This window comes from Streptomyces sp. NPDC085946, from assembly GCF_044540485.1.
Taxonomy (GTDB): domain Bacteria; phylum Actinomycetota; class Actinomycetes; order Streptomycetales; family Streptomycetaceae; genus Streptomyces.
In genome coordinates this window covers 24,911-48,572 of record NZ_JBITSF010000021.1, presented here as the reverse complement: position 1 = coordinate 48,572, position 23,662 = coordinate 24,911, and the positions used below count along the sequence as shown (strand labels likewise).

22 protein-coding genes are annotated in these 23,662 nt (G+C 73.2%); 14 read left to right on the top strand and 8 right to left on the bottom strand.

Features of this window, described 5'->3' with window-relative positions; all coding sequences use genetic code 11:
- Window positions 1–3: 3 nt before the first annotated feature.
- Window positions 4–1,473: an aldehyde dehydrogenase family protein gene (locus ACIF8T_RS31610; protein WP_400039740.1), complete on the top strand. Its 1,470-nt coding sequence runs from the start codon at window positions 4–6 to the stop codon at window positions 1,471–1,473.
- A 219-nt stretch (window positions 1,474–1,692) separates the two neighbouring features.
- A complete protein-coding gene (locus ACIF8T_RS31605) occupies window positions 1,693–3,246 on the top strand; it encodes a serine hydrolase (protein ID WP_400039738.1) in 1,554 nt (517 codons plus the stop codon).
- Between the two features lie 94 nt (window positions 3,247–3,340).
- On the opposite strand, the gene ACIF8T_RS31600 is transcribed toward ACIF8T_RS31605, so the two are convergent.
- A complete protein-coding gene (locus tag ACIF8T_RS31600) occupies window positions 3,341–4,189 on the bottom strand; it encodes a helix-turn-helix domain-containing protein (protein ID WP_400039736.1) in 849 nt (282 codons plus the stop codon).
- Window positions 4,190–4,354: 165 nt separating this feature from the next.
- On the opposite strand from ACIF8T_RS31600, the gene ACIF8T_RS31595 reads away from it, so the two are divergent.
- On the top strand, window positions 4,355–4,744 hold the full coding sequence (locus ACIF8T_RS31595) for a cupin (RefSeq protein ID WP_400039735.1): 390 nt from the start codon (window positions 4,355–4,357) through the stop codon (window positions 4,742–4,744).
- A gap of 113 nt (window positions 4,745–4,857) precedes the next feature.
- On the opposite strand, the gene ACIF8T_RS31590 is transcribed toward ACIF8T_RS31595, so the two are convergent.
- A complete protein-coding gene (locus tag ACIF8T_RS31590) occupies window positions 4,858–6,915 on the bottom strand; it encodes a flavin monoamine oxidase family protein (RefSeq protein WP_400039733.1) in 2,058 nt (685 codons plus the stop codon).
- A gap of 300 nt (window positions 6,916–7,215) precedes the next feature.
- Complete coding sequence (locus tag ACIF8T_RS31585) at window positions 7,216–8,412, bottom strand: alpha/beta hydrolase family protein (protein WP_400039731.1); 1,197 nt, start codon at window positions 8,410–8,412, stop codon at window positions 7,216–7,218.
- A gap of 227 nt (window positions 8,413–8,639) precedes the next feature.
- On the opposite strand from ACIF8T_RS31585, the gene ACIF8T_RS31580 reads away from it, so the two are divergent.
- A complete protein-coding gene (locus tag ACIF8T_RS31580; protein WP_400039729.1) occupies window positions 8,640–9,203 on the top strand; it encodes a DUF6328 family protein in 564 nt (187 codons plus the stop codon).
- Between the two features lie 33 nt (window positions 9,204–9,236).
- Here ACIF8T_RS31580 and ACIF8T_RS31575 read toward each other — a convergent pair whose 3' ends face one another.
- The gene (locus ACIF8T_RS31575) at window positions 9,237–9,944 is read right to left on the bottom strand and encodes an SDR family oxidoreductase (protein ID WP_400039727.1); all 708 of its coding nucleotides are present in this window, start codon (window positions 9,942–9,944) and stop codon (window positions 9,237–9,239) included.
- Between the two features lie 116 nt (window positions 9,945–10,060).
- Here ACIF8T_RS31575 and ACIF8T_RS31570 point away from each other — a divergent pair, with 116 nt between their 5' ends.
- Window positions 10,061–10,654, top strand: a complete 594-nt coding sequence (locus ACIF8T_RS31570; protein WP_400039726.1) for a TetR/AcrR family transcriptional regulator — start codon at window positions 10,061–10,063, stop codon at window positions 10,652–10,654.
- An 86-nt stretch (window positions 10,655–10,740) separates the two neighbouring features.
- Here ACIF8T_RS31570 and ACIF8T_RS31565 read toward each other — a convergent pair whose 3' ends face one another.
- The gene (locus ACIF8T_RS31565; protein ID WP_400039725.1) at window positions 10,741–11,406 is read right to left on the bottom strand and encodes an FG-GAP repeat domain-containing protein; all 666 of its coding nucleotides are present in this window, start codon (window positions 11,404–11,406) and stop codon (window positions 10,741–10,743) included.
- Between the two features lie 30 nt (window positions 11,407–11,436).
- A complete protein-coding gene (locus ACIF8T_RS31560) occupies window positions 11,437–12,021 on the bottom strand; it encodes a hypothetical protein (protein WP_400039723.1) in 585 nt (194 codons plus the stop codon).
- 138 nt (window positions 12,022–12,159) lie between these two features.
- Here ACIF8T_RS31560 and ACIF8T_RS31555 point away from each other — a divergent pair, with 138 nt between their 5' ends.
- The 6 genes from ACIF8T_RS31555 to ACIF8T_RS31530 all read left to right on the top strand — a co-directional run bounded on the left by ACIF8T_RS31555 (window position 12,160) and on the right by ACIF8T_RS31530 (window position 16,094).
- Window positions 12,160–12,492 (top strand): ArsR/SmtB family transcription factor, encoded by a 333-nt coding sequence (locus ACIF8T_RS31555; protein WP_400039721.1) that lies wholly within the window; start codon window positions 12,160–12,162, stop codon window positions 12,490–12,492.
- Between the two features lie 35 nt (window positions 12,493–12,527).
- Window positions 12,528–13,208, top strand: a complete 681-nt coding sequence (locus tag ACIF8T_RS31550) for an NAD(P)H-dependent oxidoreductase (RefSeq protein ID WP_400039720.1) — start codon at window positions 12,528–12,530, stop codon at window positions 13,206–13,208.
- 390 nt (window positions 13,209–13,598) lie between these two features.
- Window positions 13,599–14,501 (top strand): phosphotransferase enzyme family protein, encoded by a 903-nt coding sequence (locus ACIF8T_RS31545; RefSeq protein ID WP_400039718.1) that lies wholly within the window; start codon window positions 13,599–13,601, stop codon window positions 14,499–14,501.
- Between the two features lie 3 nt (window positions 14,502–14,504).
- The gene (locus ACIF8T_RS31540; RefSeq protein WP_400039716.1) at window positions 14,505–14,861 is read left to right on the top strand and encodes a hypothetical protein; all 357 of its coding nucleotides are present in this window, start codon (window positions 14,505–14,507) and stop codon (window positions 14,859–14,861) included.
- Between the two features lie 86 nt (window positions 14,862–14,947).
- Window positions 14,948–15,529, top strand: coding sequence for a sugar O-acetyltransferase (locus ACIF8T_RS31535; RefSeq protein ID WP_400039714.1), 582 nt, complete (start codon window positions 14,948–14,950; stop codon window positions 15,527–15,529).
- Window positions 15,530–15,539: 10 nt separating this feature from the next.
- Window positions 15,540–16,094: a TetR/AcrR family transcriptional regulator gene (locus ACIF8T_RS31530; RefSeq protein WP_400039713.1), complete on the top strand. Its 555-nt coding sequence runs from the start codon at window positions 15,540–15,542 to the stop codon at window positions 16,092–16,094.
- Between the two features lie 191 nt (window positions 16,095–16,285).
- On the opposite strand, the gene ACIF8T_RS31525 is transcribed toward ACIF8T_RS31530, so the two are convergent.
- The gene (locus ACIF8T_RS31525; RefSeq protein WP_400039711.1) at window positions 16,286–17,149 is read right to left on the bottom strand and encodes a leishmanolysin-related zinc metalloendopeptidase; all 864 of its coding nucleotides are present in this window, start codon (window positions 17,147–17,149) and stop codon (window positions 16,286–16,288) included.
- A 635-nt stretch (window positions 17,150–17,784) separates the two neighbouring features.
- Here ACIF8T_RS31525 and ACIF8T_RS31520 point away from each other — a divergent pair.
- Together ACIF8T_RS31520 and ACIF8T_RS31515 are read left to right on the top strand one after the other, a co-directional pair.
- Window positions 17,785–19,638, top strand: a complete 1,854-nt coding sequence (locus ACIF8T_RS31520; RefSeq protein WP_400039709.1) for a peroxidase family protein — start codon at window positions 17,785–17,787, stop codon at window positions 19,636–19,638.
- 1 nt (window position 19,639) lies between these two features.
- Window positions 19,640–21,685: a trypsin-like serine peptidase gene (locus ACIF8T_RS31515; protein ID WP_400039707.1), complete on the top strand. Its 2,046-nt coding sequence runs from the start codon at window positions 19,640–19,642 to the stop codon at window positions 21,683–21,685.
- A gap of 120 nt (window positions 21,686–21,805) precedes the next feature.
- Here ACIF8T_RS31515 and ACIF8T_RS31510 read toward each other — a convergent pair whose 3' ends face one another.
- Window positions 21,806–22,513, bottom strand: coding sequence for a hypothetical protein (locus tag ACIF8T_RS31510; protein ID WP_400039706.1), 708 nt, complete (start codon window positions 22,511–22,513; stop codon window positions 21,806–21,808).
- Between the two features lie 150 nt (window positions 22,514–22,663).
- On the opposite strand from ACIF8T_RS31510, the gene ACIF8T_RS31505 reads away from it, so the two are divergent.
- Window positions 22,664–23,503 carry an endonuclease/exonuclease/phosphatase family protein gene (locus tag ACIF8T_RS31505; RefSeq protein WP_400039705.1) on the top strand — a complete coding sequence of 280 codons (840 nt, stop codon included), beginning with the start codon at window positions 22,664–22,666 and terminating at the stop codon, window positions 23,501–23,503.
- Window positions 23,504–23,662 lie beyond the last annotated feature (159 nt).

The window sequence follows — 23,662 nt, the reverse complement described above, 5'->3', positions numbered from 1 at the left end:
CCCGTGTCCCTCTCCCGAGGACTGATCATCAACGGCCAGGAGGTCCCCGCCTCCTCCGGCCGCACCACCTCCGACACCAACCCCTGGACCGGCGCCGTCTGCGCGGAGGTCGCCGCGGGCACCCCGGACGACGTGCGCCGGGCCGTGGACGCCGCCGACGCCGCGTTCGAGGCCTGGGCCGCGACCAAGCCGGCCGAGCGCCGCCGCATCCTCCTGCGCGCCGCCCAGCTGATGACCGAGCGCACCGAGGAGGTCGTCCGGCTGATGGCCGCGGAGGTCGGCGGCGTCGCTCCCTGGGCGGGCTTCAACGCCCACCTGGCCGCCGACATCCTGCTGGAGGCGGCGGCCGAGGTCAGCCGCCCGACCGGCCAGACCCTCGCCACCGACGCCGACGGCGTCTACTCCGCGCAGGTGCGGGTGCCCAAGGGGGTGATCGCCGCGATCTCGCCGTGGAACGCGCCGGTCATCCTCGGCGTCCGCGCGGTGGCCATGCCGATCGCGATGGGCAACACCGTGGTGATGAAGCCCAGCGAGGACGCGCCGCTCGCCTGCGGCCTGCTGATCTCGGACGTCCTGCACGAGGCCGGACTGCCCGCCGGCGTGCTCAACGTGGTCACCAACGACCGCGCCGACGCGGCCGAGGTGGTCTCCGCGCTGATCGCCGACCCCCGGGTGCGGATGGTCAACTTCACCGGATCCACGGAGGTCGGCCGCACCATCGGCGTCGAGGCCGCCCGGCACCTCAAGCCGGCCGTCCTGGAACTGGGCGGCAAGAACGCCCTGTTGGTGCTGGAGGACGCGGACGTCGACTACGCCGTCGACGCCGCGGTCTTCGGGTCCTTCATGAACGCGGGCCAGATCTGCATGTGCGTCGACCGGGTCGTCGTCCACCGCGCGGTCGCCGACGAGTTCACCGCCCGGTTCGCCGCCCGGGTCCGGGCCCTGCCCTGCGGCGATCCGAGCGACCCGGGCACGGCGGTCGGCCCGGTCGTGAACGAGGCCGCCGCCCGGCGGGTCGCGTCGCTCGTCGCGGACGCGGTGGCCCGGGGCGCCGAACTGGCCGCCGGCACCGGCGAGATCGAGGAGCCGGGCACCCTGATCCGCCCGGTCGTCCTCACCGGCGTCACCAAGGACATGAAGATCTACTACGACGAGATCTTCGGCCCGGCGACCGTGATCCACGTGGTCGACAGCACCGACGAGGCCGTGGCACTCGCCAACGACACTCCGTACGGGCTCACCGCGGGCGTCATCACCGAGAACCTGGCCGAGGGCCTGGAAGTCGCCGGCCGGCTGCGGACCGGCATCGTGCACGTCAACGACCAGTCCATCGCGGACGAACCGCAGGCCCCGTTCGGCGGCGTGAAGAACTCCGGCTACGGCCGCTTCGGCGGGCAGGCGGGCGCGGAGGCCTTCACCGACACGCGCTGGGTCACCGCGCAGGCCAAGGGACACGCACGGTTCCCGATCTGACCCACGGGCATCCACCGCCACCGGGAACCCGGTCCGGAGTGAGGCTCCTCGCCCGCGGCAGGGCTTCACTCCGGCGCCGGCGCCGACGGCCCCCGGGGGCCGCCGCGCGGTGGGCGCGGGCGGGACCCCGCGTCATCGGCGGCGGCCCGGGACGGGGGTGTCCCGGGGGCCCGTCCGCTCCCGCGCGACAGACCGCGCCGGCGGCCTTTCAATGGAAAGGTGAGCCTTCTGCGATGGACCGCCGTGGCCGGGCTGACGGCGCTGCTGGGCGTCACCGCACCGGGGCCTTCGCCGCCCCCGCCGCAGCCGCCGCCCCAGCTCGACGACGCGGACGTGCGGCGGGCCGTCGACCGGCTCGACGCAGTGGTCCAGGCGGCCATGAAACGCACCGGGGCGCCGGGCGTGGCCGTCGCCGTCGTCCACGACGGCAAGGTGCTCCACCTCAAGGGCTACGGTGTCCGCAAGGCCGGCGAGGAACCCGCCGTCGACGCCGACACCGTCTTCCAGCTCGCCTCCGTCTCGAAGCCGATCGCCTCCACCGTCGTCTCCGGAGCCGTGGGCGTCGAGGGCTGGACCAAGCCCGTCGCCCCCCACGTGCCGGACTTCCGCCTCAAGGACCCGTGGGTCACCTCCCACGTGACGGTCGCCGACCTCTTCGCGCACCGCAGCGGCCTGCCCGACCACGCCGGGGACCTCCTCGAAGACCTCGGCTACGACCGCGAGTACATCCTGTCCCACCTGCGCTACGAGCCGCTGGCGCCGTTCCGCGCGAGCTACGCCTACACCAACTTCGGCCTGACGGCCGCCGCCCAGGCCGTCGCCGACGAGAAGGGCGTGCCCTGGGAGAAACTCGCCGCGGACACCCTGTACAAGCCGGCCGGCATGGACTCCACCAGCTCCCGCTTCGAGGACTACGAGAAGGCCGCCAACCGCGCCTTCGGCCACGTCAGGAACGGCGACGGCCCCTGGAGGCCGGAATTCGTACGGGACCCGGACGCGCAGTCCCCCGCCGGCGGCGTCAGCTCCACCGCCCGGGACATGGCGACCTGGCTGCGGCTCCAGCTCGCCGACGGCAAGCTCGACGGCAAGCAGATCATCGACGCCGAGGCCCTGGAACGCACCCACTGGCCCGAGTCGGTCGCCGACCCGCCACCCGCCCCGGCCGGCCGGACCGGCTTCTACGGCCTGGGCTGGAACGTGGGTTACGACGACCAGGGCCGGCTCAGGCTCTCCCACACCGGAGCGTTCGAGCAGGGCGCGCACACCAACGTCACCATGCTGCCCGGCGAACAGCTCGGCATCGTCGTCCTGACCAACACCGCACCGGTCGGGGTCGCCGACGCCGTCGCCCTGGACTTCTTCGACATCGCGCAGACGGGCGAGGTCAGCCGCGACTGGATCCCCCTCCTGGACGCGCTGTACCGGCAGGAAGAGGACGCCGGCCGGTCGAAGACCGACTACGCCCACCCGCCTTCCGGTGCCGCGCCCGCCAAGGCCGCCGACACGTACGCGGGCACGTACGAGAGCGACTACTACGGGCGGGCCCGGGTCGTCGCCGAGGACGGCGCCCTGACGCTCCGTCTGGGGCCGGAGCCGCAGACGTACCGGCTCACGCACTACGACGGCGACACGTTCAGCTTCCGGACCGCCGGCGAGAACGCCGTCGGGCTCACCGGGGTCACCTTCGCCCCGGACCGGAAGTCCTTCACCGTCGAGTACCTGGACACCGAGGGACTCGGCACCTTCACCCGCACCGGCGCGACCTCCAGGTGACCGCGCGGCCGCCGGGCGCCCGGCGACCCGGTCGGGAGCAGCCGGCCGGCAGGAGGCGCGCCCGCCGGCCCCGGCCGTGGTGGCCGACGCTGCCTCAGGTCCCGTACGGGGTTTCCGGGGTGGCCCACGCGACGTCGTCGACCGCGAGCCACGGCGCGGCCGCGAGGGCCGTGGGCGTCACCCCGGCGAAGGCCATGACCTCCCGGTGCAGATGGGACTGGTCGGCGTAGCCGCTCTCCGCCGCCACCAGGACAGCGCTGTGCCCCGCGGCCAGACGGTGGGCCGCGCGGTCGAAGCGGACCAGTTGCGCGGCGCGCTTCGGCGTGAGGCCGATCTGGGACCGGAACCGGGCCCACAACCGCTTGCGGCTCCACCCGACCTCGGCCGCCAGCGACTCGACCCGGACCCGCCCCCGGCTGATCACCATCCGCCGCCAGGCATGGCCGACCTCCGGATCGACCGCCCGGCCTTCCCCGTGTCCGCGGGCGAGCGCGGCCTCCGCGACCGCGAACCGGTCCTCCCACGACGCGGCGGCGCGCAGCCGCTCCCGAGTCCGCAGGGCGTCGCGGCCCCAGAGATCATCGAGAGCCACCACCGTCCCGCCCGGTTCCAGGCAGGTGCCCAGCACCGCGTGGGCGACCACGGGCGACAGCCGGATCTGCAGGCACTCGATGTCCCTGCCGCGCACGTGGACACGGCCGGGCGCGAGGCCGAGGACCGCGTTGCCGCGCCGCTGCCGGCCACTGTCCTCGTCGACGAGCAGTCCCTCGCCGAAATCGACGACCACGGTGACAGCCGGGTACGGGACCACCCGAAGGTCGACCAAGTCCGTGCCCCGATCGCGGAATCCGGTCATGGCGACCCCGGGCAGCCGACCGGGCCGCGACCGGGTGGTGACCTCCCACCTCGCCGCGGCCTCACGCGCCGACTCGGTTGTGCGCATGGCTCCCAGGCTACGAGGCACCGCCGCAGGCGGCGCCGCCGTCGCGACATTCGTCCAAGACGCGCCCCCGGCCGCGCGGCGACACTGGCAGCCGACCGCGAGGACCCGTCGGCAGGACGGGATCCCGCACCGGACGGACGTCCACCGCAGAAAGGAAGTCCCGGCGTGACCATCGCCCCGATCGATCTCTTCGGCTCCTTCGTCCACCTCCGTCGAGACGGCCGAGTCTCCGCCGGACAGCCGGTGTTCGACCCGGAACGGGACGGCTGGCAGGTGATGACCTTCCACGTGGAGACCGACGCCGACGTGCACGGCGACCACTGGGAGATCCACACCGCCGCGGACGAGGTGGTCTCCTGCCTCACCGGCGGGATACGCCTCGCCTTCCGCCCCGAACGGCCGGGAGAGAAGGAGGAGGAGATCGAACTGGCGGCCGGATCGGCAGTCGTCGTGCCGCGCGGGCGGTGGCACCGCATCGCCCTGGACGGACCCAGCGACATCATGTCCGTCACCGTGCCGCGCGGCAGCCGCCTGGAGAAACGCACCGGAGTCTGAAGCCCGCGGCGCGCGCCGGCACGTGGCGCGACGCCGGTCGCGGCGGACGGGAACACCCGGTGCGGCCGGGGAGAGCGGCACCGGGTGCTCCCGTCGCGCGGGTCACGCGCGTGTCAGCCCGTGTGGACCCGCAACGCGGTGCGGACCGCGGACTCGAGGGCGCCTTCGATCCAGGCGGGCTTGATGCTGGTGTGGTCTCCCGCGAAGTGCAGGGGCCCTTCGGAGGCGGGGATGTCGGGGAACAGCTCGGCGTGCTGGCCGGGGAAGAGCACGGACGCCTCGCCGTAGGCGTAGTGGTCGCGCATCCAGGACTGCGTCTTGCACTTGGTGGTGAAGAAGACCTCGCACCGGCGGCCGAAGACGGCCTGGACTCCGGCGAGCGCGCGCAGGTAGCGCTCCTCGTCGGCGTACGCGTCCCACTTGAGGGCGTCGTCGGACCAGCTGTAGGAGGCGAGCATGACGCCTCCGTCGCTGCCTTCCATGGGATGGGCGTGCTCGAAGTACATGAAGCGGTTGGCGTTGTCGCTGACGGAGCCGCCACCGCGTACGTGCGCGGCTTCGGGGTCGCGCCGTGCGGCGGGCCGGAAGGCGGCGAAGCACTCCTTGTACGCGTCGGGGACCGTGACTCCGAGGGCCTTCACCGACCGGTGCGCGCCGAGGTACCGGCCGTCGGCGACCCGGCCCGCCCGGTACCGGTCGTAGAGCCCGTCCTCGACGGAGTCCAGCTCTCGCTTCCACTGCGCCTCGGTGAACTCCCACCACCGCCGGGAGAACTCCAGCAGCACCTTGGTCGCGGCGTCGTAGTGGAGTTCCGTGACAGCCCGGCGCTTGCGGTAGGACAGCGGAGGGTCGAAGGCCACGTGGCGCAGTCCCGAGAAGGGCACGGTGATGATCGCCTCGTCGCCCTCGAAGACCTCTGTGACACCCCCGCGGCCCGTCTGGCAGTCCTCGGAGACGGTGTGCACCCGTACCTTGCCGTGGTCGCGTTCGATGCGCACGGCACGCCTGTCGAGCCGTACCTTGCCCTTGACGGGCGCGTACAGCGCGTCGACGAGTTTCGCGGTGCCCCCCTTGATCTCCCAGAACTTCGTCCTCGGGTCGATCAGCGCGCTGGCCAGGAAGCTGTGCAGGAAGGACAGGTGCAGCCGTGAGGTCAGGTTCTGGAGGGTGCCGACCAGGTCGACGGTCCGGGTGTCGAGCCCGGCCGCCTCGGTGAGGTACCGGTACATGGACCAGTGGCCGTACCGCTTGAGGACCTCCACCCACCCGTTGACGAGGGCCGTTCCCTCCTTGCCCCGGATGAGACGGTGTACGGGTTCGAGGGCCTCGGCGAGGATGGCGGCGGCGGTCTTCGTGCGGTGGGGGCCCGTGACGCCGAAGGTGTCGTTGACCTCGGCGGGGTTCTTCTCGTACTCGGCCCGGCGCACGTGGATGCCGTTGACGTGGATCCAGGTCCGGTTGGCCTTCTTCGCCGGGTTCTCGACCTCCACGTCCACCAGGAGGAACTCCTGGCGGGGCAGGTCGAACTTCTTCAGCAGCGCCATGAGCAGCGGGTGGCTGTCGGGCAGCCGCATGGCCCCGGCTTCGGCGTACTGCCGGGGGTCGGCGAAGGGCTGCGCGCCGTTCTCGTGGCCGCCCGCGCGGAACGTCTTGATGCGGCCGCCGACCCGGTTGCCGTTGGCCTCGATCACCACGACGTCGTGCCCCGCCCGGTTGAGCAGGTCCGCCGCGAGCAGTCCGGCCGGTCCCGCTCCGACGATCAGGACCCGCTTCGTCGCCCTGCCCCGGCTCGGCGGCAGGCCGTCCTCGACGGCCTTCAGGTAGGCGGGGACGAGGGGCTTGTCGTGCTCGTCGTGGACGGTGATGGCGCGGGCGACCGTGGTGTACGCCCGGTCGCTGATGCCGGGCGGCACCGCGGCCGGCGCGGCCGAGGGCGCGGCGGCCGGGCTCGACGCCACCGCGGGCGACACGGAGGCGGCCGCGAGCCCGGCGGTGAGCGCCGAGGCACCGGCGACCGTCACCACGGAACGCCGTGGGGGCCTCGCGGTGTCCGGCGGCGGCGGGGAGCACGAGGCGGGTGCGGTCTCCGGCACGGTGTGCCGGTCGCTCGGTGCGTCGTTCCCGGTGGCCGGAGTGCTCAGGTCTGGGGTGCTGACGTCCTGTGGGTTCATGGCGCACCACTCTTGGCGCACGCCCGAGTTCCAGGGGGCGCGGTCACTCGGACGGGGAACGTAAACCCCTCGCCGGCGGGTAACACGCCTTCCGCCCTTGACCGCGGGTACGGCGGGCCGGGGCGGTGCGACCTCCGGAGGAACGGACCCACTCGACGAACCGACCCGCCGAAGGAACCGATTCGCCGGACGAGCCGATTCACCGCACGGACCGGGGACGGCGGTCACGCCTCGCGCACCGCGGCGCCCTCCGCCCCCGGCTCCGTGCTCAGGCGGGCGGCCGGTCGCCGGCCGGACGCGTCACCGCCCGGAGTGGACGAAGCGGACCTCCGGGTTGTCCGCTGTCGGACCGGCCAGCAGCGGCTGGGGCCGGTGGCGCAGGTGCAGGTCGAAGAAGGCCGCGGTGTAGGCGCGCGTCACCGTGACCGCGCGTCCCACCGGAATCGTCGGTGGTGTGTCGGGATAGGACAAGTTCAACTGGTCGAAGAGGACGGGCAGGTCGGAGAAGGTGAAGTGATGCGCCCCGGTGACGGCCAGCCAGCGCTTCCAGCCGTCCAGGTTCTGCCACGCGGCCTCCCAGGTCGGGTCCTCGCCGCCCGGCCCGTGGACCGGGCCGTCGGTGCCGAGCATCATGAACGGCCGCTTGCCGAGGCCCTTCTCCGGCACGGGATCGCCGAACGCACCGTCCATGTTGACGCCCGCCCGGACACGGCTGTCCCGTGCCATGAGCGAGGCGGCCGCCGCGCCGCCCAGCGAGTGGCCGGCCGCGCCGATCCGCGACCGGTCGATGAGGGAGGCGTGGCGCCACGCGGGGCGGCGGCCGGTGAGGCGGTCCAGGACGAACGACAGGTCCTGCGCGCGGTTGACGGTGGCCTTGCGCATGTCCTCCGAGGTCTGCGCCTTCTCGCACGCCACACAGGTGAGCATGCGGTCCCCCGGGAAGAGGGTGCCGGAAGACTCGTGGGCGTGGTCCACCAGGGCGACCACGTACCCGCGGCCGGCCAGGTCTTCGGCGAGGGTGGTCAGGGTGGAGCGGGGGGCTCCGAATCCGGGGGAGAGCAGCAGGAGCGGGTGCCGGCCGGGCTTCGGCCCGGCCTCGGCGACGCTGTGGGTGCGGGTGGCGCCGAGCTTCGCGGCGGCCCCGGCGTCCTGCGCTCCGGCGGCCTCCACCAGCAGCCGCGCCTCGCGCGCATCCATGTACGGGGCGGGAACGCCCGCGGCGGAGCGGGCGGGGTAGTACATGTCGACCATCAGTTCGCGTGGCCGCTCGGGGACCCACAGGTCCTGTCGGGAACGGTCGACGAGGTGGAGGGTGGAGCGGCCGACCGGCGCGTGCCCGCCGGGACGAGGTAACAGCACACCGGTCGCCGTCCGCTCCGCGGGGGCGGCGACGGAGACCTGACGGCCGGTGGTGTCCCGGGCGTGCGCGACGGAGGCGGTGACGGGAGCGGCCAGGGCCACGGCGGTCACCAGACTCACCATGCTTGACGTCTTCATGCCGCAGGACAGTAGGCGTCCGCCGCCGCTCCCGGCGTCAGCCTGAGGTGGGGAAGCGGATGCGACCTGAGGCTGATCCGGCCCGGCGCCGGGGCTCTCGTCCCGGGCGAACTCACGCGGAACGCGGAGGTGTTGACGGGCCGGCGCCGGACGCGGGCCCGCAGCCGGCATGCAGCCGGCCGGAGCGGGCAAACGAACTGCTCAGAAGCGAGGAGGACATCACGACCATGACCGCGGAAACTACTGCGAGAGAAGCACCGGGACAGTGCGCTTCCTGTGGCGGCACCACCTCCACGACCGAGCACGAGGCGCCGGAGCCGCCGCACGAACGCGTCAACCGCCGCTGGAACGAGATCATGCAGGAGACGCGGGTCGCGCAGACGGGTGTCCAGATCCTCTTCGGGTTTCTGCTGAGTGTCGCCTTCACGCCGCTGTTCCGGGATCTGGGCACGTTCGACCACGCCGTCTACGTCATCACCGTGGTGCTGGGAGCCCTGGCCACCGGCTCGCTGATAGCGCCGGTGTCGATCCACCGCTTCCTGTCCGGCCAGCGCATGAAGGACGAGACGGTCGAGATCGCGCACCGCCTCATGATGTGCGGCATGGTGCTGCTGGCGCTGACCATCGGCTGCACGCTCCTGCTCATCCTCCACGTCGTCGTCCCCGGCCTGCTGGCCGAACTCCTCGTCGGCGCGGTGATGCTCTGGTTCGCGCTGTCGTGGTACGCCCTCCCGCTGTGGCTGCGCCGCCGCGCCGCCCGGCGCGCCGATCGGCACGACGGGGGCCGGTGAGGCACTTCGGGCGGGCAGGCCGTGAGCGGGCCGTCAGCCGCGCGCGAGCTGAGGGTAGAGGGCCTCGACGCCGGCGGACAGGCCTGCCCGCACGGTCCTGCTGACCTCGTCGGCGAGCACTTCCGGCAGGCCCTTCTCGACGCCTTCGAGGGCGATCCGGGCGATCTCGGCGGGGTCGGACTTCGGCACGTCGAGCGAGGCGATCATGTCGGTGTCCATGTAGCCGACGTGCAGCGCGGTCACCTGCGTGCCCTGGCCGGCCAGTTGCACGCGCAGCGCGTTGGTGACCGACCATTCGGCGGCCTTGGCCGCGCAGTAGGCGGCTGCCTCCGGGAAGGACACCCAGGACAGCACCGAGAGCACGTTGAGGACGGCTCCACCGCCGTTGCGGGCGAGGACGGGAGCGAAGGAGCGCGTGACGTCGAGCGTGCCCAGGACGTGGGTGTCGAACTCGAGGCGGTAGGCGTCGAAGCCGCCGTCCAGGATGTCGGCGCCGGTGGACGAACCGGCGTTGTTGATCAGCAGGGTGACGTCCTGTGCCTGTTCGGCGGCGGCGAGCACGGAGGCGTGGTCGGTGAGGTCCAGCGCGATCGGGACCGCGCCTTCGGCGGTGACGGTCCGGGGGTCGCGGGCCGCCGCGTAGACCTTGCTCGCACCGGCTTCGAGCAGGGCCCGGACGAACTTGTCGCCGAGGCCGCGGTTGCCGCCGGTGACGAGGGCGACGGAGCCGTCGAGAGTCATGAGCGGGACCTTTCTCCTGGGGATCGGCACCGTGGAAACCGATCGGTTTCCTGCCGTGGGTCCGACCGTAAACCGATCGGTTTCTCCTGTCGAGTCCGCGCGGTAGCCTTGTCGGCATGACCACGGAGAAGGCAGCGGCCGGAACGCCCGGCAGGGCGACGCCGCGCGAGCGGCTGCTCGACGCCGCGGGGGAGCTGTTCTACCGCGAGGGCGTCGGCATCCCCACCGACGCGCTCTGCAAGGCGGCAGGGGTCTCGAAGCGCTCGATGTACCAGCTCTTCGACAGCAAGGACGCCGTGCTGGAGGCCGCCCTGGAGCGCAGGGCTCCCGCCCTTGCCGCCCGGCTGCTGCCCCCGCCGGACTGCGGGCTCGGCCCCCGCGAGCGGATGCTGTACGTCTTCGAGCGGCTGGAGGAGGCCGCCCGGTCGCCGGACTACTTCGGCTGCCCCTACGTGGCCGCCCAGGTCGAACTCAAGGACCCCTCCCACGCGGCGAGCGTGGTGGCCGCGCAGGCCAAGCGGCGGATGCTGGACTTCTTCCGGGCCGAGGCCGAACGGGCGGGGGCCGCCGACCCCGACCTGCTCGCTCGTCAGCTGGCCGTGGTCTACGACGGCGCGAGCACACGTGCCGGTATCGGCGCGGACGACCTGCGAGGGCTGGCGGTCTCGACGGCCGCCACGCTCATCGACGCCGCCGGCTCCGCCGCATGACCTCCCCGGGGGCCTGACGTGCGGTGGGCGGCCGGGACGAGTGGGCCGGAGTCTCCCGGCCCCGCGGCCGGCCGCCCGGGCGGCTCCTACGAGATGCGGATGTCCGACCAGTCCGTCGCCCTGCCGGTCTGCGACCGGCCGTCGAAGCCGCCCTGGCCCTTGCCCCGGTTCAGCCGGGCGCGGCCGTCCTCGTCGAGCGTGACCAGGTCGGGGCGGCCGTCCCCGGTCAGGTCGAGACCGCCGACCACGTCCTTGTAGGACGTGCCCCAGTCCTTGAAGACCGGCGACCGGGGCGCGAAGGTGCCGGTGCCGGTCCCGTCGGACCGCCACAGCTCGTTCGACGCGTCGATCGCCAGCAGGTCGTTCCTGCCGTCACCGCCCAGGTCCCCGGCGGCGATCAGCTTCCTGTAGCCGCCGAAGCCGGACCCGGCGAGGGCGCGGGCCTTGAAACCACCCGTGCCGTTGTGGGCGTACGGGTACGGCTTCCCGGTGGAGGCGGACCGGGTCAGCAGGTCGGCCTTGCCGTCGTCGGTGAAGTCGCGCCACCTGGGCAGTGCGCGGCCGGTGGTGGTGCCCTGGTGGACGCCGTCCAGGACGGTGCTGCCGGTCTCGGACCGCAGGTACTCGTCCCGCAGCACGGCGGGCCGGCCGAGCGCGTCGGCGGCCGCCTGGGGCGCCCCGGTGAACCGGGCGCTCTTCGCGCTCGGCCGCCGCGGGGCCGACCAGGTGCCGGCCTTGAAGACGGCGGCCATCGTGTACTCCTCGTAGGAGTAGCCCTCCCGTCACGTCACCGTGACCGTGCCGCCCGAGGTGGCGACCGCGTCGACCGCGCGCACCTTCTTGTGCGGGGAGAAGCGCTGTGTGTACGGCAGCCGGCCGCCGGTGGCCGCGGAGCGCACCGCGTACCAGGGGCCGGGCGAGCAGCCGGGTCTGCCGGCGGCGAAGAGGTCGCCGTCGGGGAGGTGGACGGGTGCCGTCATCCCGTACGTGCTGCCGTGGACGGCGGCGGACCGCGGGGTGCTCCCCTGCGTGGCGCCGGCGGACCGGCGCGTGTGCATGAGGTGCGCGAGGTCGTCGTAGAACACGTCGAAGCCGCCCCGCGGGTGGGCGAACACCTTCGGGCGCGCCAGATCCACGCCCGGGACCGGGAAGTCCTGGACCGTGGTCCAGGCGACCGCGCCGGGGGCCCTCTCCAGGGCGACGACGGCCTTGCTCACCCGCCACTGCCGCACCAGCAGGGCGGTGCCGTCCCCGGCGATCGCGAGGTCCATGGTGGCGATGTCCCGGCTGCCGGACGGCGGCTGCCCGTTGAGGTCGGCCGGAGCGGTCCACGCGGCCTGCGGGCCGGACTTCTCGGCGGCTTTCACGACACCGGAGACCGACCACACGGCGACCAGCCGGCCGTCGGGGGCCGCCGGGTGGACGAGGAGCGGCGGACGGCCGGAGCACCATGCCCGGAGGCGGGATAGCGTGGGTGCCGGAGTGTCTGGCGAGAAGGGTGGCGCATGGCCGCGACGGCGGAATTGGATTCCGGGGATCTGATCGAGATGTTCAAGGCGCTGGGCAACCCCGCCCGTCTGCAGATCATGCAGTGGCTGAAGGACCCCGAGGCGCACTTCGGCGCGTACGAGCCGATCGCGGACCGCCGCTCGGTCGGCGTGTGCGTCACGCACATCCAGGCGAAGACGGGCCTCGCCCAGTCGACGGTCTCGAGCTACATGAGCACGCTGGAGCGCGCCGGGCTCGTACGTCCCACCCGGGTGGGCAAGTGGACCCATTACCGGCGCGACGAGGAACGGTTGGCCCGGCTGGCGCAGGCGATCGGCACCACCATCTGATTGACGAATCGCGATACGTCGATATGATCTCGTTCATGTCGACCTTCGCTGCCGCGCCCACGGCGCTGATCGTTCATGCTCACCCCGAGCCCCGCTCGTTCGGCACCGCCCAGATGGCCACCGCTGCCCGGTCCCTGCGGGAGGCCGGGTACCGGGTCGACGTCCTCGACCTCTACGCCGAAGGGTGGGCCCCGGTCCTCGCCCGCGAGGAGTTCGCGCCGGTGGACGGCCCGTTCAAGCCGCAGACCGAGCAGATGCGCGCGGTCAGGGAGGGGACGCTCGACGCGGCCGTCAGGGCCCACCTGGACCGGCTGCTCGCCGCCGACCTGCTCGTGCTGTCGTTCCCGCTGTGGTGGTTCTCGCTGCCCGCCATCCTCAAGGGGTGGGTGGACCGGGTCTTCGTGATGGGCGGGGTGTTCGGCGGGGACCACGGGCTGTTCGGTGACGCGGCGCTCGCCGGGAAGCGCGCGATGCTGCTGTTCACCACCGGCGGGCCCAGCGAGTCGTTCCGTCCCGGGGGCGCCTTCGGCCCGATGGAGGACTTCCTGTTCCACATCCACCGCGGAATGCTGGAGTTCGTCGGCTTCCAGGTCCTCGACCCGGTGATCACGTACGGACCGGCCCGCATGACCGACCGGGAACGAACGGCCGCGCTGGAAGCGGTCGCAGAGGCCGTCGCGCGCGTCGCGGCGGATGTCCCGGCCTCCGCGCCCTGAACGGGACTCCGGCGCGGGGCAGGCGGCACGGCGCGGGGCGGCCGGGACCCGCCCCCGCACTTCCTCGACGGCACGGGACACGGCCCGGCGCACCGTCCCGAGCCGGCTCCGGCGAACAGTCTCTCGGGACAAGGACAGGGACGGGGACGGGGACGGCTGGACGGACTCGCGAAGGTCCGGTCCTCACCGGCGCCGATGCCGTCCCACGGGACGTCGGAGTTCTGCACTCAAGAGCCGCGTCACGTGGTTCTCCCACGCTGCCGGACAACGGTGGTGAGACTGCCCGGGCGGGGAAAAACACCGCTGTCTCCGGGCCGGTCGGAGGTATGGTGCGCGGGTTGCGCCGCTCGGGAGGGCACGGCAGCGCTCAGGGGAGAGGAGTCGGCGACGATGCGGGCGTCGGAGGCTTCGCGTGCGCTGGCCGCGGCCAGGTCGGCCGCCTCGTCACTCGGCCTGGCGGCCGACGACGCGATCGTTCTCCATGACTCGAACAAGCTCACCCTGCGTCTGCTGCCCTGTGACGTCCTGGCCCGGGTGGCACCCGCGGCGCACCAGGTCGCGCGGTTCGAGGTCGAGCTCGCTCAGCGACTCACCCGGGCCGGGTGCCCCGTGGCCGCTCTCGCGCCCCGGGTGGCACCCCGCGTCCATGAGCGGGACGGCTTCGCGATCACGCTGTGGACCCACTACGAGCCCGTGGCGTCCCAGGAGGTCTCACCGGCCGAGTACGCCGACGCGCTCGCCCGGCTGCATTCCGGCATGCGCGGGCTCGACGTCCCGGCACCGCACTTCACGGATCGGATCGAGCGGGCTCGACAACTCGTGGCGGACCGCGACCGCACTCCGGCGCTCGCCGACGCGGACCGGGAGCTGCTCGGCGACACGCTGCGAAACCTGCGGCGGGTGATCGGCGAGCGCGGCGGCGTCGAACAGCTGCTGCACGGCGAGCCGCACCCGGGCAACGTGCTCGGCACGAGGAACGGACTGCTGTTCATCGACCTCGAGACGTGCTGCCGTGGACCCGTCGAATTCGACCTCGCCCATGCGCCCGAGGAGGTCGGCGAGCACTATCCGGGGGTCGACCACGACGTGCTGTGCGAGTGCCGGATCCTCGTGCTGGCGATGATCACGGCGTGGCGCTGGGACCGGGACGACCAGTTCCCCGGGGGGCGCCGGCTGGGTGCGGAGTGGCTCGGCCGGATCCGGGGAGCACTCGGTCACCAGGGAGGGGCCACCGCCCCTTCCGCCCGGGAACACGAGTCGGCCCGGTTCACGTGTCCCGGCGCGGGGGAGTAGCCGATGTCCGAACGCTCCGCTTCCCCTGCGGACGGGACGAACGCGCCGGACGCACCCGAGGCCCTGATCCGCGCGGCGGCCCACAGCATCGCCGGGCGGCTGGCCGGAGAGAAGGGTCCCGTGTCGGCGCTGCGATCGGTCGTCCACATGGTCGACAACGACGAGGCCGACCTGGCCGTGGACGACCTGGCGCGGGTGATCGCCTCGTACCGCATCCGCCTCCTGCGCACGGAACACGCGTGGATCGTCGCGGCCGCCGCGCGGCTCGGCGCGCCGGACCCGCTCACCGGGACGGAAGCGGACCGCTTCGTCGACGACCGGGACGCCCGGTCGCCCGGGACGCGGACACGCGAGGAGTGACACCGGCCCCGAGATCACGGTCCTGAGCCAGGCCGCCGCCCTCTCGGAGCGTACGTTCGTACGCTCTGAGGTGTACGCTCGTCCTCATGCCGACCGACTACTTCGCCGACGACCCGCGCACGAACCTGGAACGCATGGCGGCGGGCGATCTCTACATCGCCGACGACCCCGAGATCGCCCGCCGCCAGCAGCAGGCCGTACGCCTGGCCGCGCGCTACCAGGCCGCCTACGCCGAGGACGCCGACGCCGCCCGTCCGGTCCTGGCCGAACTGCTCGGCGCGCTCGGCGACGAGGCGCACGTGCGGCCGCCGCTGTACGTCGACTACGGCAGCAACATCACCATCGGCGCCCGCACCTTCGCCAACTACAACCTCACCGCGCTGGACGTCGCCCCCATCACCATCGGGGAGGACTGCCAGATCGGCCCGAACGTCCAGCTCCTCACCCCCACCCACCCGCTGGAACCCCAGCCCCGCCGCGACAAGCTGGAAGCCGCGCAGCCGATCACCATCGGCGACAACGTCTGGCTCGGCGGCGGAGTGATCGTGTGCCCCGGGGTGACGATCGGCGACAACTCCGTCATCGGTGCCGGAGCCGTCGTCACCAAGGACATCCCCGCGAACGTCGTCGCCGTCGGCAACCCCGCCCGAGTGGTGCGCAGCCTCTAGATTCGTCGCCATGGCCACCGGACACACCGACCCGCAGCGGCGCGAGCGCATCATCGCCGCCACCCTCGACCTCATCGCCGAGGAGGGCATCGCCCGCGTCTCCCACCGCAGGATCGCCGCGCGCGCCGGCGTGCCCCTGGGATCGATGACCTACCACTTCAGCGGCATGGACGACCTGCTGCGCGAAGCCTTCGGCCGCTTCACCGACCACATCGTCGCCGTCTTCGACGCCCACCTCTGCGCCCCGGCCGACGCGGGCCAGGCCCGGCAGGCGGTGGCCGACCTGGTGCACGCCCTGTCCGAGGGCAGCCGGCGCGACCTCGTGCTGGCCCAGGAGCTGTACACCCTCGCCGCCCGCCGGCCCGCCTACCGGGAACTCACCCACGAGTGGATGCGCCGCAGCCGCCTCCACCTGGAGAAGCACTTCGACCCGGACACGGCCCGTCAGCTCGACGCCCTCATCGAGGGGCTCACCCTCCACCGCGCCCTGGCCACCGAACCCCACGACCGCGCCCTCACGCTGGAAGCCGTCGCCCGCATCACCGACACCGGCAGGGCCCGTTGACCGCCCGTGCGGCACAGACCTGACCGCTGTGCCGCACGGGCCGGGGCCGGCGGTCCTCGAGCGCCCCACCAAGGACGCGCACGGTCCTCCCGGGGCGCGCGTTCACCACCGCCCGCGGTGCGGGACGCCGCCGACGGCGAGCCGGACCGAGGAGACCCGGTGACCACCGTGGCCCGGGCCGGCCGATGGTCCTACGGGGTCGCGGCGGGGAGCCGGGTGGGCATGACCGGGAGCATGATGCCGTCGCCCACGGGCGCGGTGTGCGGCACGAGGGCGCCTTCCCTGGCGACCTGGAGCAGGTCCGGGAGCTCGTAGGGCTCGGCGCCCGCGAGGTCGACCTGGTAGCCCATGTCGCCGAGGCTCGCCGCGGTCATCCGGCTCAGGGGGTTGTCCGCGCCGGAGATGAACGGCGACATCAGCTCGTGGACGAAGACCGCCTCGCGCCAGTGGCTGTCCTGCGTGCCCGGACCGCCGAAGTTGGCGACCGGCACCGGCACCGGGTCCTCCTCGCCGAGGAGCGCGGCGAACTCCGCCATCGCGCCCGCGCCGACGAAGGTGGGGTTCTGGCTGCCGGCGCCCTTGAGGAGGCCGAAGTCCGTCCACTGGGTGCCGATGCCCAGGACGTGTCCCATCTCGTGCGTGATGACGTCGACGAGGGTGCCGTCCGCCTCCATGCGCGCGAGGTCGGCGGAGTCGAACCGCATCACCCCCTTCGCCGGCAGGAACCGGCCGAACTGGGCGGACGCGTCACGGAAGTCGGTGGGCCCGGCCATCCCCAGGACGCCGCCGGTGCCGTCGATGTCCACCCCCTCGGCCTCGATCAGCAGGTCGTCGATGACGTCACCGCCGACCAGCGCGGTGTCCAGGTCCCCGACGATGACCTTGGCCCAGCGGTCGGCCGCGGCGGCGAACGCGTCCTGCTGACTGCTCGTCAGCCCGCCGAGGAAGCGCACCTCGATGGTGAACGGCGAGGTCGTACGGGCTACTTCCCTGGCCCGCTCGAAGCTGGCGACCGCTCGGTACGTCTGGAAGGTGTGGGTGGCGACCTTTCCCATCGCGGTTCTCCTCGTGTCGACCCCGAGTGAGTCACCCCCCTCTCGTCCAGACTAGGCCGCCCGGGGGAGGGGTGCGCGCCGGCCGGCGTCGCGGGTGCCGTCCTCGACGTGCAGGCGGGCGACACCGCTCCTAGCATGGAAGTTGAGGTGTTTCAGGGGGTCTCCCCCCTTCCGGTTTCAACTTTCCGGGGAAGTGTCCGGCGGCGCCGGCCGTCGCCGCAGGAGTCACCGCGCCCCGGGAGGGGCCAGGGCCCCGCGCGCTCCGCCGGCGACCGGGGGCGCCGGCGAGGACGAGCCCGACCCCGACGCGGTGCGCGGCGCCGCGGAGTCCGTCCGCGGGACGAACCGCGGGGCCCGTACGGCGACTTCCGGGTGCGCGGGGCGAACCGCCCGCCGATCGTCCGGCGCCGCGGTGTTCCCGCCTCTTCCCGGGTTCTTCGCCGCCGTCCCCGTCCCCGTGACCGGCATCCGCGTGATCGGCGCCCACATGACCAGTGACGCCCACATGACCAGCGAAGAGTCCCCATGACCGGCGAGAAGACGGACGACATGATCCCCGGCGCCCGGCCCGCCCCCGGACCGGCCGGCCCGACCGCCCCGGCCACCCGGCCGGGAGCCACCCGAGGAGTACCGCGATGACCCAGCACCGACGCGCCGAACGGCCGGCCACGGCCGGATACCGCACCTCCCTTCCCTGGCGGATCGTCACCGCCGGCGCCGAGTACGTCGACCGGCGCATCGGCTGGGACCGGCTGCCCGTCCTGCCGGGCCTGCTGACACTGCTCGGACTGCGCGTCAGGCTCCGGCAGAAGAACCTCCACGACACCGGCCACCTGCCCTCGGTGAATCCGCCCGAGCCCGCACCCCCGTCCGGGAGCCACAAGGTCAACCGGACCGCCGACGGCAGCCACAACGACCTCGGCGACCCACGCATGGGCATGGCCGGCACCCGCTTCGGCCGCAACATCCCGCTGGACCGGATCGCCCCGGCCGGTCCCGAGGACGTACTGTCCCGGCCCAGCCCCCGCGAGGTCAGCCGCGCCCTGCTCACCCGCGACGGGCTGATCGCGGCCGAGTCGGTCAACTCGCTGGTCACCGCCTGGCTCCAGTTCATGATCCGCGACTGGTTCAGCCACGGGACGAGCCCCGTGGAGGACCCCTGGGAAGTGCCGCTCGCGGACGACGACCCCTGGCCGGAGCAGCCGATGCGGATCATGCGGACGCCGAGCGACCCGACCCGCGACCCGCGGGCGCCCGCCGGGACGCCCGACACCCGGGTCAACGTCTCCTCCCACTGGTGGGACGCCTCGCAGCTCTACGGCTCGAACGAGACCGAGCAGCGCCTCATGCGCACCGGCGAGCTGGGCCGGATCCATCTGTGGGACGACGGGCAGTCCCCGTTCCCCTCGGACCCCTCCCGCGACCCCTCGCGCGTGCCCGGCTTCTGGCTGGGCCTGGCGATGATGCAGAACCTGTTCGCCCGGGAGCACAACGCGATCTGCGACCACCTGCACGGCGCGTACCCGTCGTGGGGCGACGAGGAGCTGTTCCAGCGGGCCCGGCTGGTCAACGCGGCGCTCCTCGCCAAGATCCACACGGTGGAGTGGACGCCGGCCGTGATCAGCCACCCCACGACCGTGGCGGCGCTGCGGGCCAACTGGTGGGGCATCGCGGGCGAACGCGTCCACGACCTGTTCGGCCGGATCAGCCGCAGCGAGGTGCTCAGCGGCATCCCCGGCGGCGCGAGCGACCACTACGGCGTCCCGTACTCCCTCACCGAGGAGTTCGTCGCCGTCTACCGCATGCACCCGCTGGTCCGCGACGAGTGGCACCTGCGGTCCGCGGCCGACGACCGGACCCTGCGGCACTGCACGCTGCGCGACATCTCCGGGCCCGGGGCGCTGAAGGTCCTGGAGACCACCGGGACGGCCGACCTGTTCTACAGCTTCGGCACGCTCCACCCCGGACTGGTCACCCTGCACAACTTCCCCCGGTTCCTCCAGGAGTTCGAGCGCCCGGACGGCCACCTGCAGGACCTCGCCGCCACCGACATCCTGCGCTCCCGGGAGCTGGGCGTCCCCCGCTACAACGAGTTCCGCCGGCTGCTGCGGCTGAAGCCCGCGGCGAGCTTCGCCGACCTGACCGGCGATCCGGCGTGGGCGGAGCAGATCGAGCGGCTCTACGACGGCGACATCGAGAAGGTCGACCTCATGGTCGGGCTGTACGCGGAGAAGCTGCCGGCCGGGTTCGCGTTCAGCGACACCGCGTTCCGTATCTTCGTCCTGATGGCCTCGCGCCGGCTGAACAGCGACCGCTTCTTCACCGAGTACTACACGCCCGAGGTGTACTCCCGAGCCGGCCTGGCCTGGATCGACGACAACAGCATGATCACGGTGCTGCTGCGCCACCACCCGGAGCTGCGCCCGGCCCTCACGGGCCTGACGAACGCCTTCGTGCCGTGGCACACCGCCCAGGGGACGGTGAGCTGAGATGGCGGTCACCGACAGGTCCCGAGAGCAGCGGGAACACCAGCTCGTCGCGGCGGCCGCCCGGTACGGCGCGACCAGCGAGGAGCGCCGGGAGGTCGAGCGGCAGCGGGACGCCGGGGTCGCGTTCCCGGACTCGCGCGACGCCCTCGCGGCGCGTGCCGCGCGGCTGCTCGACCAGCAGGCGGTACCCGCCGCGATGGCGGTGGAGGCCGTCCGCGCCGAACCGCTGAGCGCACCCGCCGCGTACGAGCGCATCCTCGGCGTGTCCAAGGAGCTCCAGGCGTGGAGCTTCCTGCCGCGCGGCGCCCGGGCGGCACGGACGGTCGCCCGGATCTCGGTGCGCGAGAACGGCCGCGAACTGCCCATCGGCACCGGCTTCCTCGTGTCGCCGCACCTGCTGCTGACCAACCACCACGTGCTCCCCGACGCGGACGCCGCCCGGCAGGGCTTCGCGGAGTTCGAGGCCCAGGTCACCGTCGACAACACGCCGCAGGCGCCGACCCGGCTGGACCTCGACCCGGCCGCCTTCTTCACGGCGGACGAACGCCTCGACTTCGCGCTGGTGCGGGTCGCGCCCGGCCCCGACGGACGCCCGCCGGGGGAGACGTTCGGCTGGAACCGGCTCAGCGCCCAACTGGGCAAACTGGTCATCGGCGAGCCCGTCAACGTCGTCGGCCACCCGATGGGCCGGCTGAAGGAGATCGCCGTACGCGACAACATGCTCCAGGTGCGCCTGGACGACTTCCTCCACTACCGGACGGACACCGAGCCGGGCAACTCGGGCTCCCCGGTCTACAACGACCAGTGGGAGGTCGTCGCCCTCCACCACAGCGGCGTGCCGAGGACCGACGACCGGGGCCGGGTCCTGCGCCGCGACGGGCAGGTGTGGCGGCCCGGGGACGGCGACGACGCCATCGACTGGGTGGCCAACGAGGGCGTCCGCATCAGCTCCGTCCTGCGGCACCTAGCCGCCCTGCCCCTCACCCCCCGCGAACGGGCGCTGCTGGCGGAGATGGAACCCGAGACGGGACTGGAGGCCACGGGGACCCCCACCGCCCAGGTCACGGCCCCGGTACCCACCGCCCCGCCGTCCGTGGTGCCGGCGGCGCCGGCCGCCGAGCGGGCGGAGTCCCGCGCGGGGCTGCCGGGCCGCACCGGCGCGTTCGGCGGCGACCGGCACCTGGTCTTCCTGCACGGCCGCGACCAGCAGGGCAAGATCCCCCAGGAGATGCGCCGGAAGTGGACGGCCGGACTCAACGAAGGGCTGGTCCGGGCCGGACTGCGCCCCCTCGACCCGGAAGACGTCTGGCTCCCCTTCTACGGCGACGAGCTGGTGCAGGCCCTCGCCGCGCGGGAGACCGCCCCCCGTCTCGTCGAGGCGTCCGCCGCCACGGCGCCGGACGTGGTCACCCCGGCCACCCCCACGACCCGCGCGGTCTACCAGGAGATCGTCGCCGAGGCGGCCACGAAGTGGTACCTGCCGCAGGAGGGCCCGGCGGCCGCCGAGCGGTTCGGCCCGGACGACGTGGCCGGCGCCCTGCGGCGCCGGCTGGGCTGGCTGGCCGCGCGCAGCGACCTCGACGCCTGGACCATCGCCCTGGTCTTCCGCGACGTCGCCGCCTACCTCGACGACCCGCACGTGCGGGAGAGGGTCCTCGACTGCGTGCTGCGGACGATGCCGGCGTCGGGAGAGGTGGTGCTCGTCAGTCACAGCCTCGGCACCGTCGTCGCCCTGGACCTCGTCACCCGGCTGTCCCCGGAGGTGAACGTCGTCCACCTCACGACGGCGGGCAGCCCCCTGGGCCTGGACAGCGTGTACGGCAGGCTGCTCGTCGGAGGACCCAAGCGGCCCGACCGGGTGGCGGACTGGTTCAAGGTGTGGTGCCCGACCGACCCGGTGGCCATCGGCTGCCCGCTGGGCGACGACTGGGCGGACGGCCTGACCGACTTCGCCGTCGTCAACCCGCACGGCCGGGCCCACAACATAGAGGAGTACCTCTCCCACACCGCGGTCGCCCGGTCGATCGACGGCTCCTTGCGGCGGTGAGCCTCCGACCGACCGGGTCCGCCCCCGTTCGGGCGGAGGGCGCCGAGAGGCGTGACAGGGGAGGGCGGCGGTCAGGGGGGCAGCCGGCCTCCACCTGAGCAGGCGCGCTGCCGGAGCCGGTCAGTGCACGCGATCCCCGCACTCCGCCGGGAACAGCACGGCGCCCGGCGGCAGTTCGCCGGGACGCCGGGCGAACACCCGCAGGCACGCTTCGGGAGAGCCCTCCGCGGGCGGGTACTCGAGGCTGAGCGCGCTCAGGACGGTGAGGTCACCGGCGAGATGCATCTCCGCCGCGTGCACACCCTCGGGAAGGCAGCCGGCCAGAAGACCGAAGGCCGCCGTGTCGCCGCCGTCGGCGACGCACTCGCGGATCTCGAAGCGCCAGTGCGCGGCCGCCTCGGCCAGCAACGACCTGCCCCTCTTGCCCAGCCCGGCCAGGAAGTCGGTGCGGTCCCGCAGGTGGTGGGCGATGGCGCAGCAGAGCGGGACCGCGGTGCCGTCGGGGGCCGCCACCCGCGTGTACCCGTCGTGCGGGTAGCACGACAAGGCCTCGTCGATCAGCCCCAGCGCGGTGTCCCGTGCCGCCGGGTGACCCCGCCGGGCGATGTCCAGGAGCAGCGGGGTCGCCGCCACGGCCGCCGGGAACACCGCGGCACTGTGGCCGTGGACGATTCCGCCGCCGCCGAGCCGCGAGCCGGCCTCCGCCGCCTGCACCGGATTCGCCGCCTCGGACAGGGCACGCAGACCACGGGCGGCACGGTCCGGGTCGTACCAGTCGGGGTGACCCGGTAAGGAGTGCCAGTCCACCGCGTCGATCTCGTGCAGCACGGCAGCATCCTCGCACGCGGCCGTCGTCCGCGGTCCACACCACCTCGAGGTCCGCGGGATCCGGCACACCGCGTGCGGTGCCGACGGCTCCGTCCCATAACCTCGTGTACGGAGACGTCGGGGACCACGGGTGTCCACGGTGGGGAGGCGATGGTGCTCGGTAGGGGCGCGCGTTTGCTCGCGGGTGCGTTGGTGGCGGCCTGCATGGTGCTCGTCGGTCCCAGTGCGCCGGGCGGTGCCTTCCTCGCCGGGCCGTCGCCCGTGGAAGCCGCCGAGGACGTCGTCCCGAACCGGGTCATGACGTGGAACATCTGCAACCCCTGCGGGGAGAGCAACGTGCACCGGGCGGCGGAGATCGCCAAGTACGCGCCCCAGGTCGTCGGCCTGCAGGAAGCGTGCGTGCGCGACGTCGAGGGGATCCGGGACCATCTGGCGAACCTTCACGGGCTGGTCTACCACGTCGAGTACGGGACGGTCCTTCGCAAGTGGGGCCGCTGCGGCGGAGCGCCGTGGCGGCCGGGAGCCTTCGGCCAGGCGGTGCTCTCGGCCGCACCGATGTCGGACCCCGTCAACGTGGAATACCCCGACGGCGGATCCGAGGACCGCGGGTACATGGCGGTCACCACCACGGTGGGCGGCCGGTCCGTCCGCGTCTTCAACACCCATCTCGCCGAGCGCCGCCAGGAGACCGTCCGGGCGGGCCAGGCGGGCGTGCTCGCCGCGGACGTCGCCCGGCACGACCGCGCGATCGTCCTCGGCGACTTCAACGCGGTCCCGGACGCCCCCGAACTCAGCAGGATCTGGGCCCTGGCCGCGGACACGGACCCCCAGTGCCATCCCTCGCGCACCGGCATCTGCGAGCCGACCACGGACTGGCAGAGCAAGTTCGACTACGTCTTCCTGCGCGGCATCGCCCCGCTCGAACACCGTGTGCGTCCGACCCCGTACTCGGACCACCACGTGCTGCACACCGATCTGGACATGCCGTAGCCGTCGTCTCCGCCGGTGCTGACGGACGCCGCCCGCGCGGGGCGGGGGTGACTGAGCGGATCGTGCCCGCGCAGCTCTTCGAAGGGCCCCTGTCGGCAGCCCGTGTCAAGCTGGTCGTACGGCGACACCGCCGGTGTGTTCACGGACGGTGCCGCACCC

Excerpts from the sequence above, each read along its gene's own strand:
- ACIF8T_RS31600 (WP_400039736.1), bottom strand. The coding sequence starts at position 4,189 with ATGCGCACAACCGAGTCGGCGCGTGAGGCCGCGGCGAGGTGGGAGGTC.
- ACIF8T_RS31590 (WP_400039733.1), bottom strand. The coding sequence starts at position 6,915 with ATGAACCCACAGGACGTCAGCACCCCAGACCTGAGCACTCCGGCCACC.
- ACIF8T_RS31585 (WP_400039731.1), bottom strand. The coding sequence starts at position 8,412 with ATGAAGACGTCAAGCATGGTGAGTCTGGTGACCGCCGTGGCCCTGGCC.
- ACIF8T_RS31580 (WP_400039729.1), top strand. The coding sequence starts at position 8,640 with ATGACCGCGGAAACTACTGCGAGAGAAGCACCGGGACAGTGCGCTTCC.
- ACIF8T_RS31575 (WP_400039727.1), bottom strand. The coding sequence starts at position 9,944 with ATGACTCTCGACGGCTCCGTCGCCCTCGTCACCGGCGGCAACCGCGGC.
- ACIF8T_RS31570 (WP_400039726.1), top strand. The coding sequence starts at position 10,061 with ATGACCACGGAGAAGGCAGCGGCCGGAACGCCCGGCAGGGCGACGCCG.
- ACIF8T_RS31565 (WP_400039725.1), bottom strand. The coding sequence starts at position 11,406 with ATGGCCGCCGTCTTCAAGGCCGGCACCTGGTCGGCCCCGCGGCGGCCG.
- ACIF8T_RS31555 (WP_400039721.1), top strand. The coding sequence starts at position 12,160 with ATGGCCGCGACGGCGGAATTGGATTCCGGGGATCTGATCGAGATGTTC.
- ACIF8T_RS31550 (WP_400039720.1), top strand. The coding sequence starts at position 12,528 with ATGTCGACCTTCGCTGCCGCGCCCACGGCGCTGATCGTTCATGCTCAC.
- ACIF8T_RS31545 (WP_400039718.1), top strand. The coding sequence starts at position 13,599 with ATGCGGGCGTCGGAGGCTTCGCGTGCGCTGGCCGCGGCCAGGTCGGCC.
- ACIF8T_RS31540 (WP_400039716.1), top strand. The coding sequence starts at position 14,505 with ATGTCCGAACGCTCCGCTTCCCCTGCGGACGGGACGAACGCGCCGGAC.
- ACIF8T_RS31535 (WP_400039714.1), top strand. The coding sequence starts at position 14,948 with ATGCCGACCGACTACTTCGCCGACGACCCGCGCACGAACCTGGAACGC.
- ACIF8T_RS31530 (WP_400039713.1), top strand. The coding sequence starts at position 15,540 with ATGGCCACCGGACACACCGACCCGCAGCGGCGCGAGCGCATCATCGCC.
- ACIF8T_RS31525 (WP_400039711.1), bottom strand. The coding sequence starts at position 17,149 with ATGGGAAAGGTCGCCACCCACACCTTCCAGACGTACCGAGCGGTCGCC.
- ACIF8T_RS31520 (WP_400039709.1), top strand. The coding sequence starts at position 17,785 with ATGACCCAGCACCGACGCGCCGAACGGCCGGCCACGGCCGGATACCGC.
- ACIF8T_RS31515 (WP_400039707.1), top strand. The coding sequence starts at position 19,640 with ATGGCGGTCACCGACAGGTCCCGAGAGCAGCGGGAACACCAGCTCGTC.
- ACIF8T_RS31505 (WP_400039705.1), top strand. The coding sequence starts at position 22,664 with ATGGTGCTCGGTAGGGGCGCGCGTTTGCTCGCGGGTGCGTTGGTGGCG.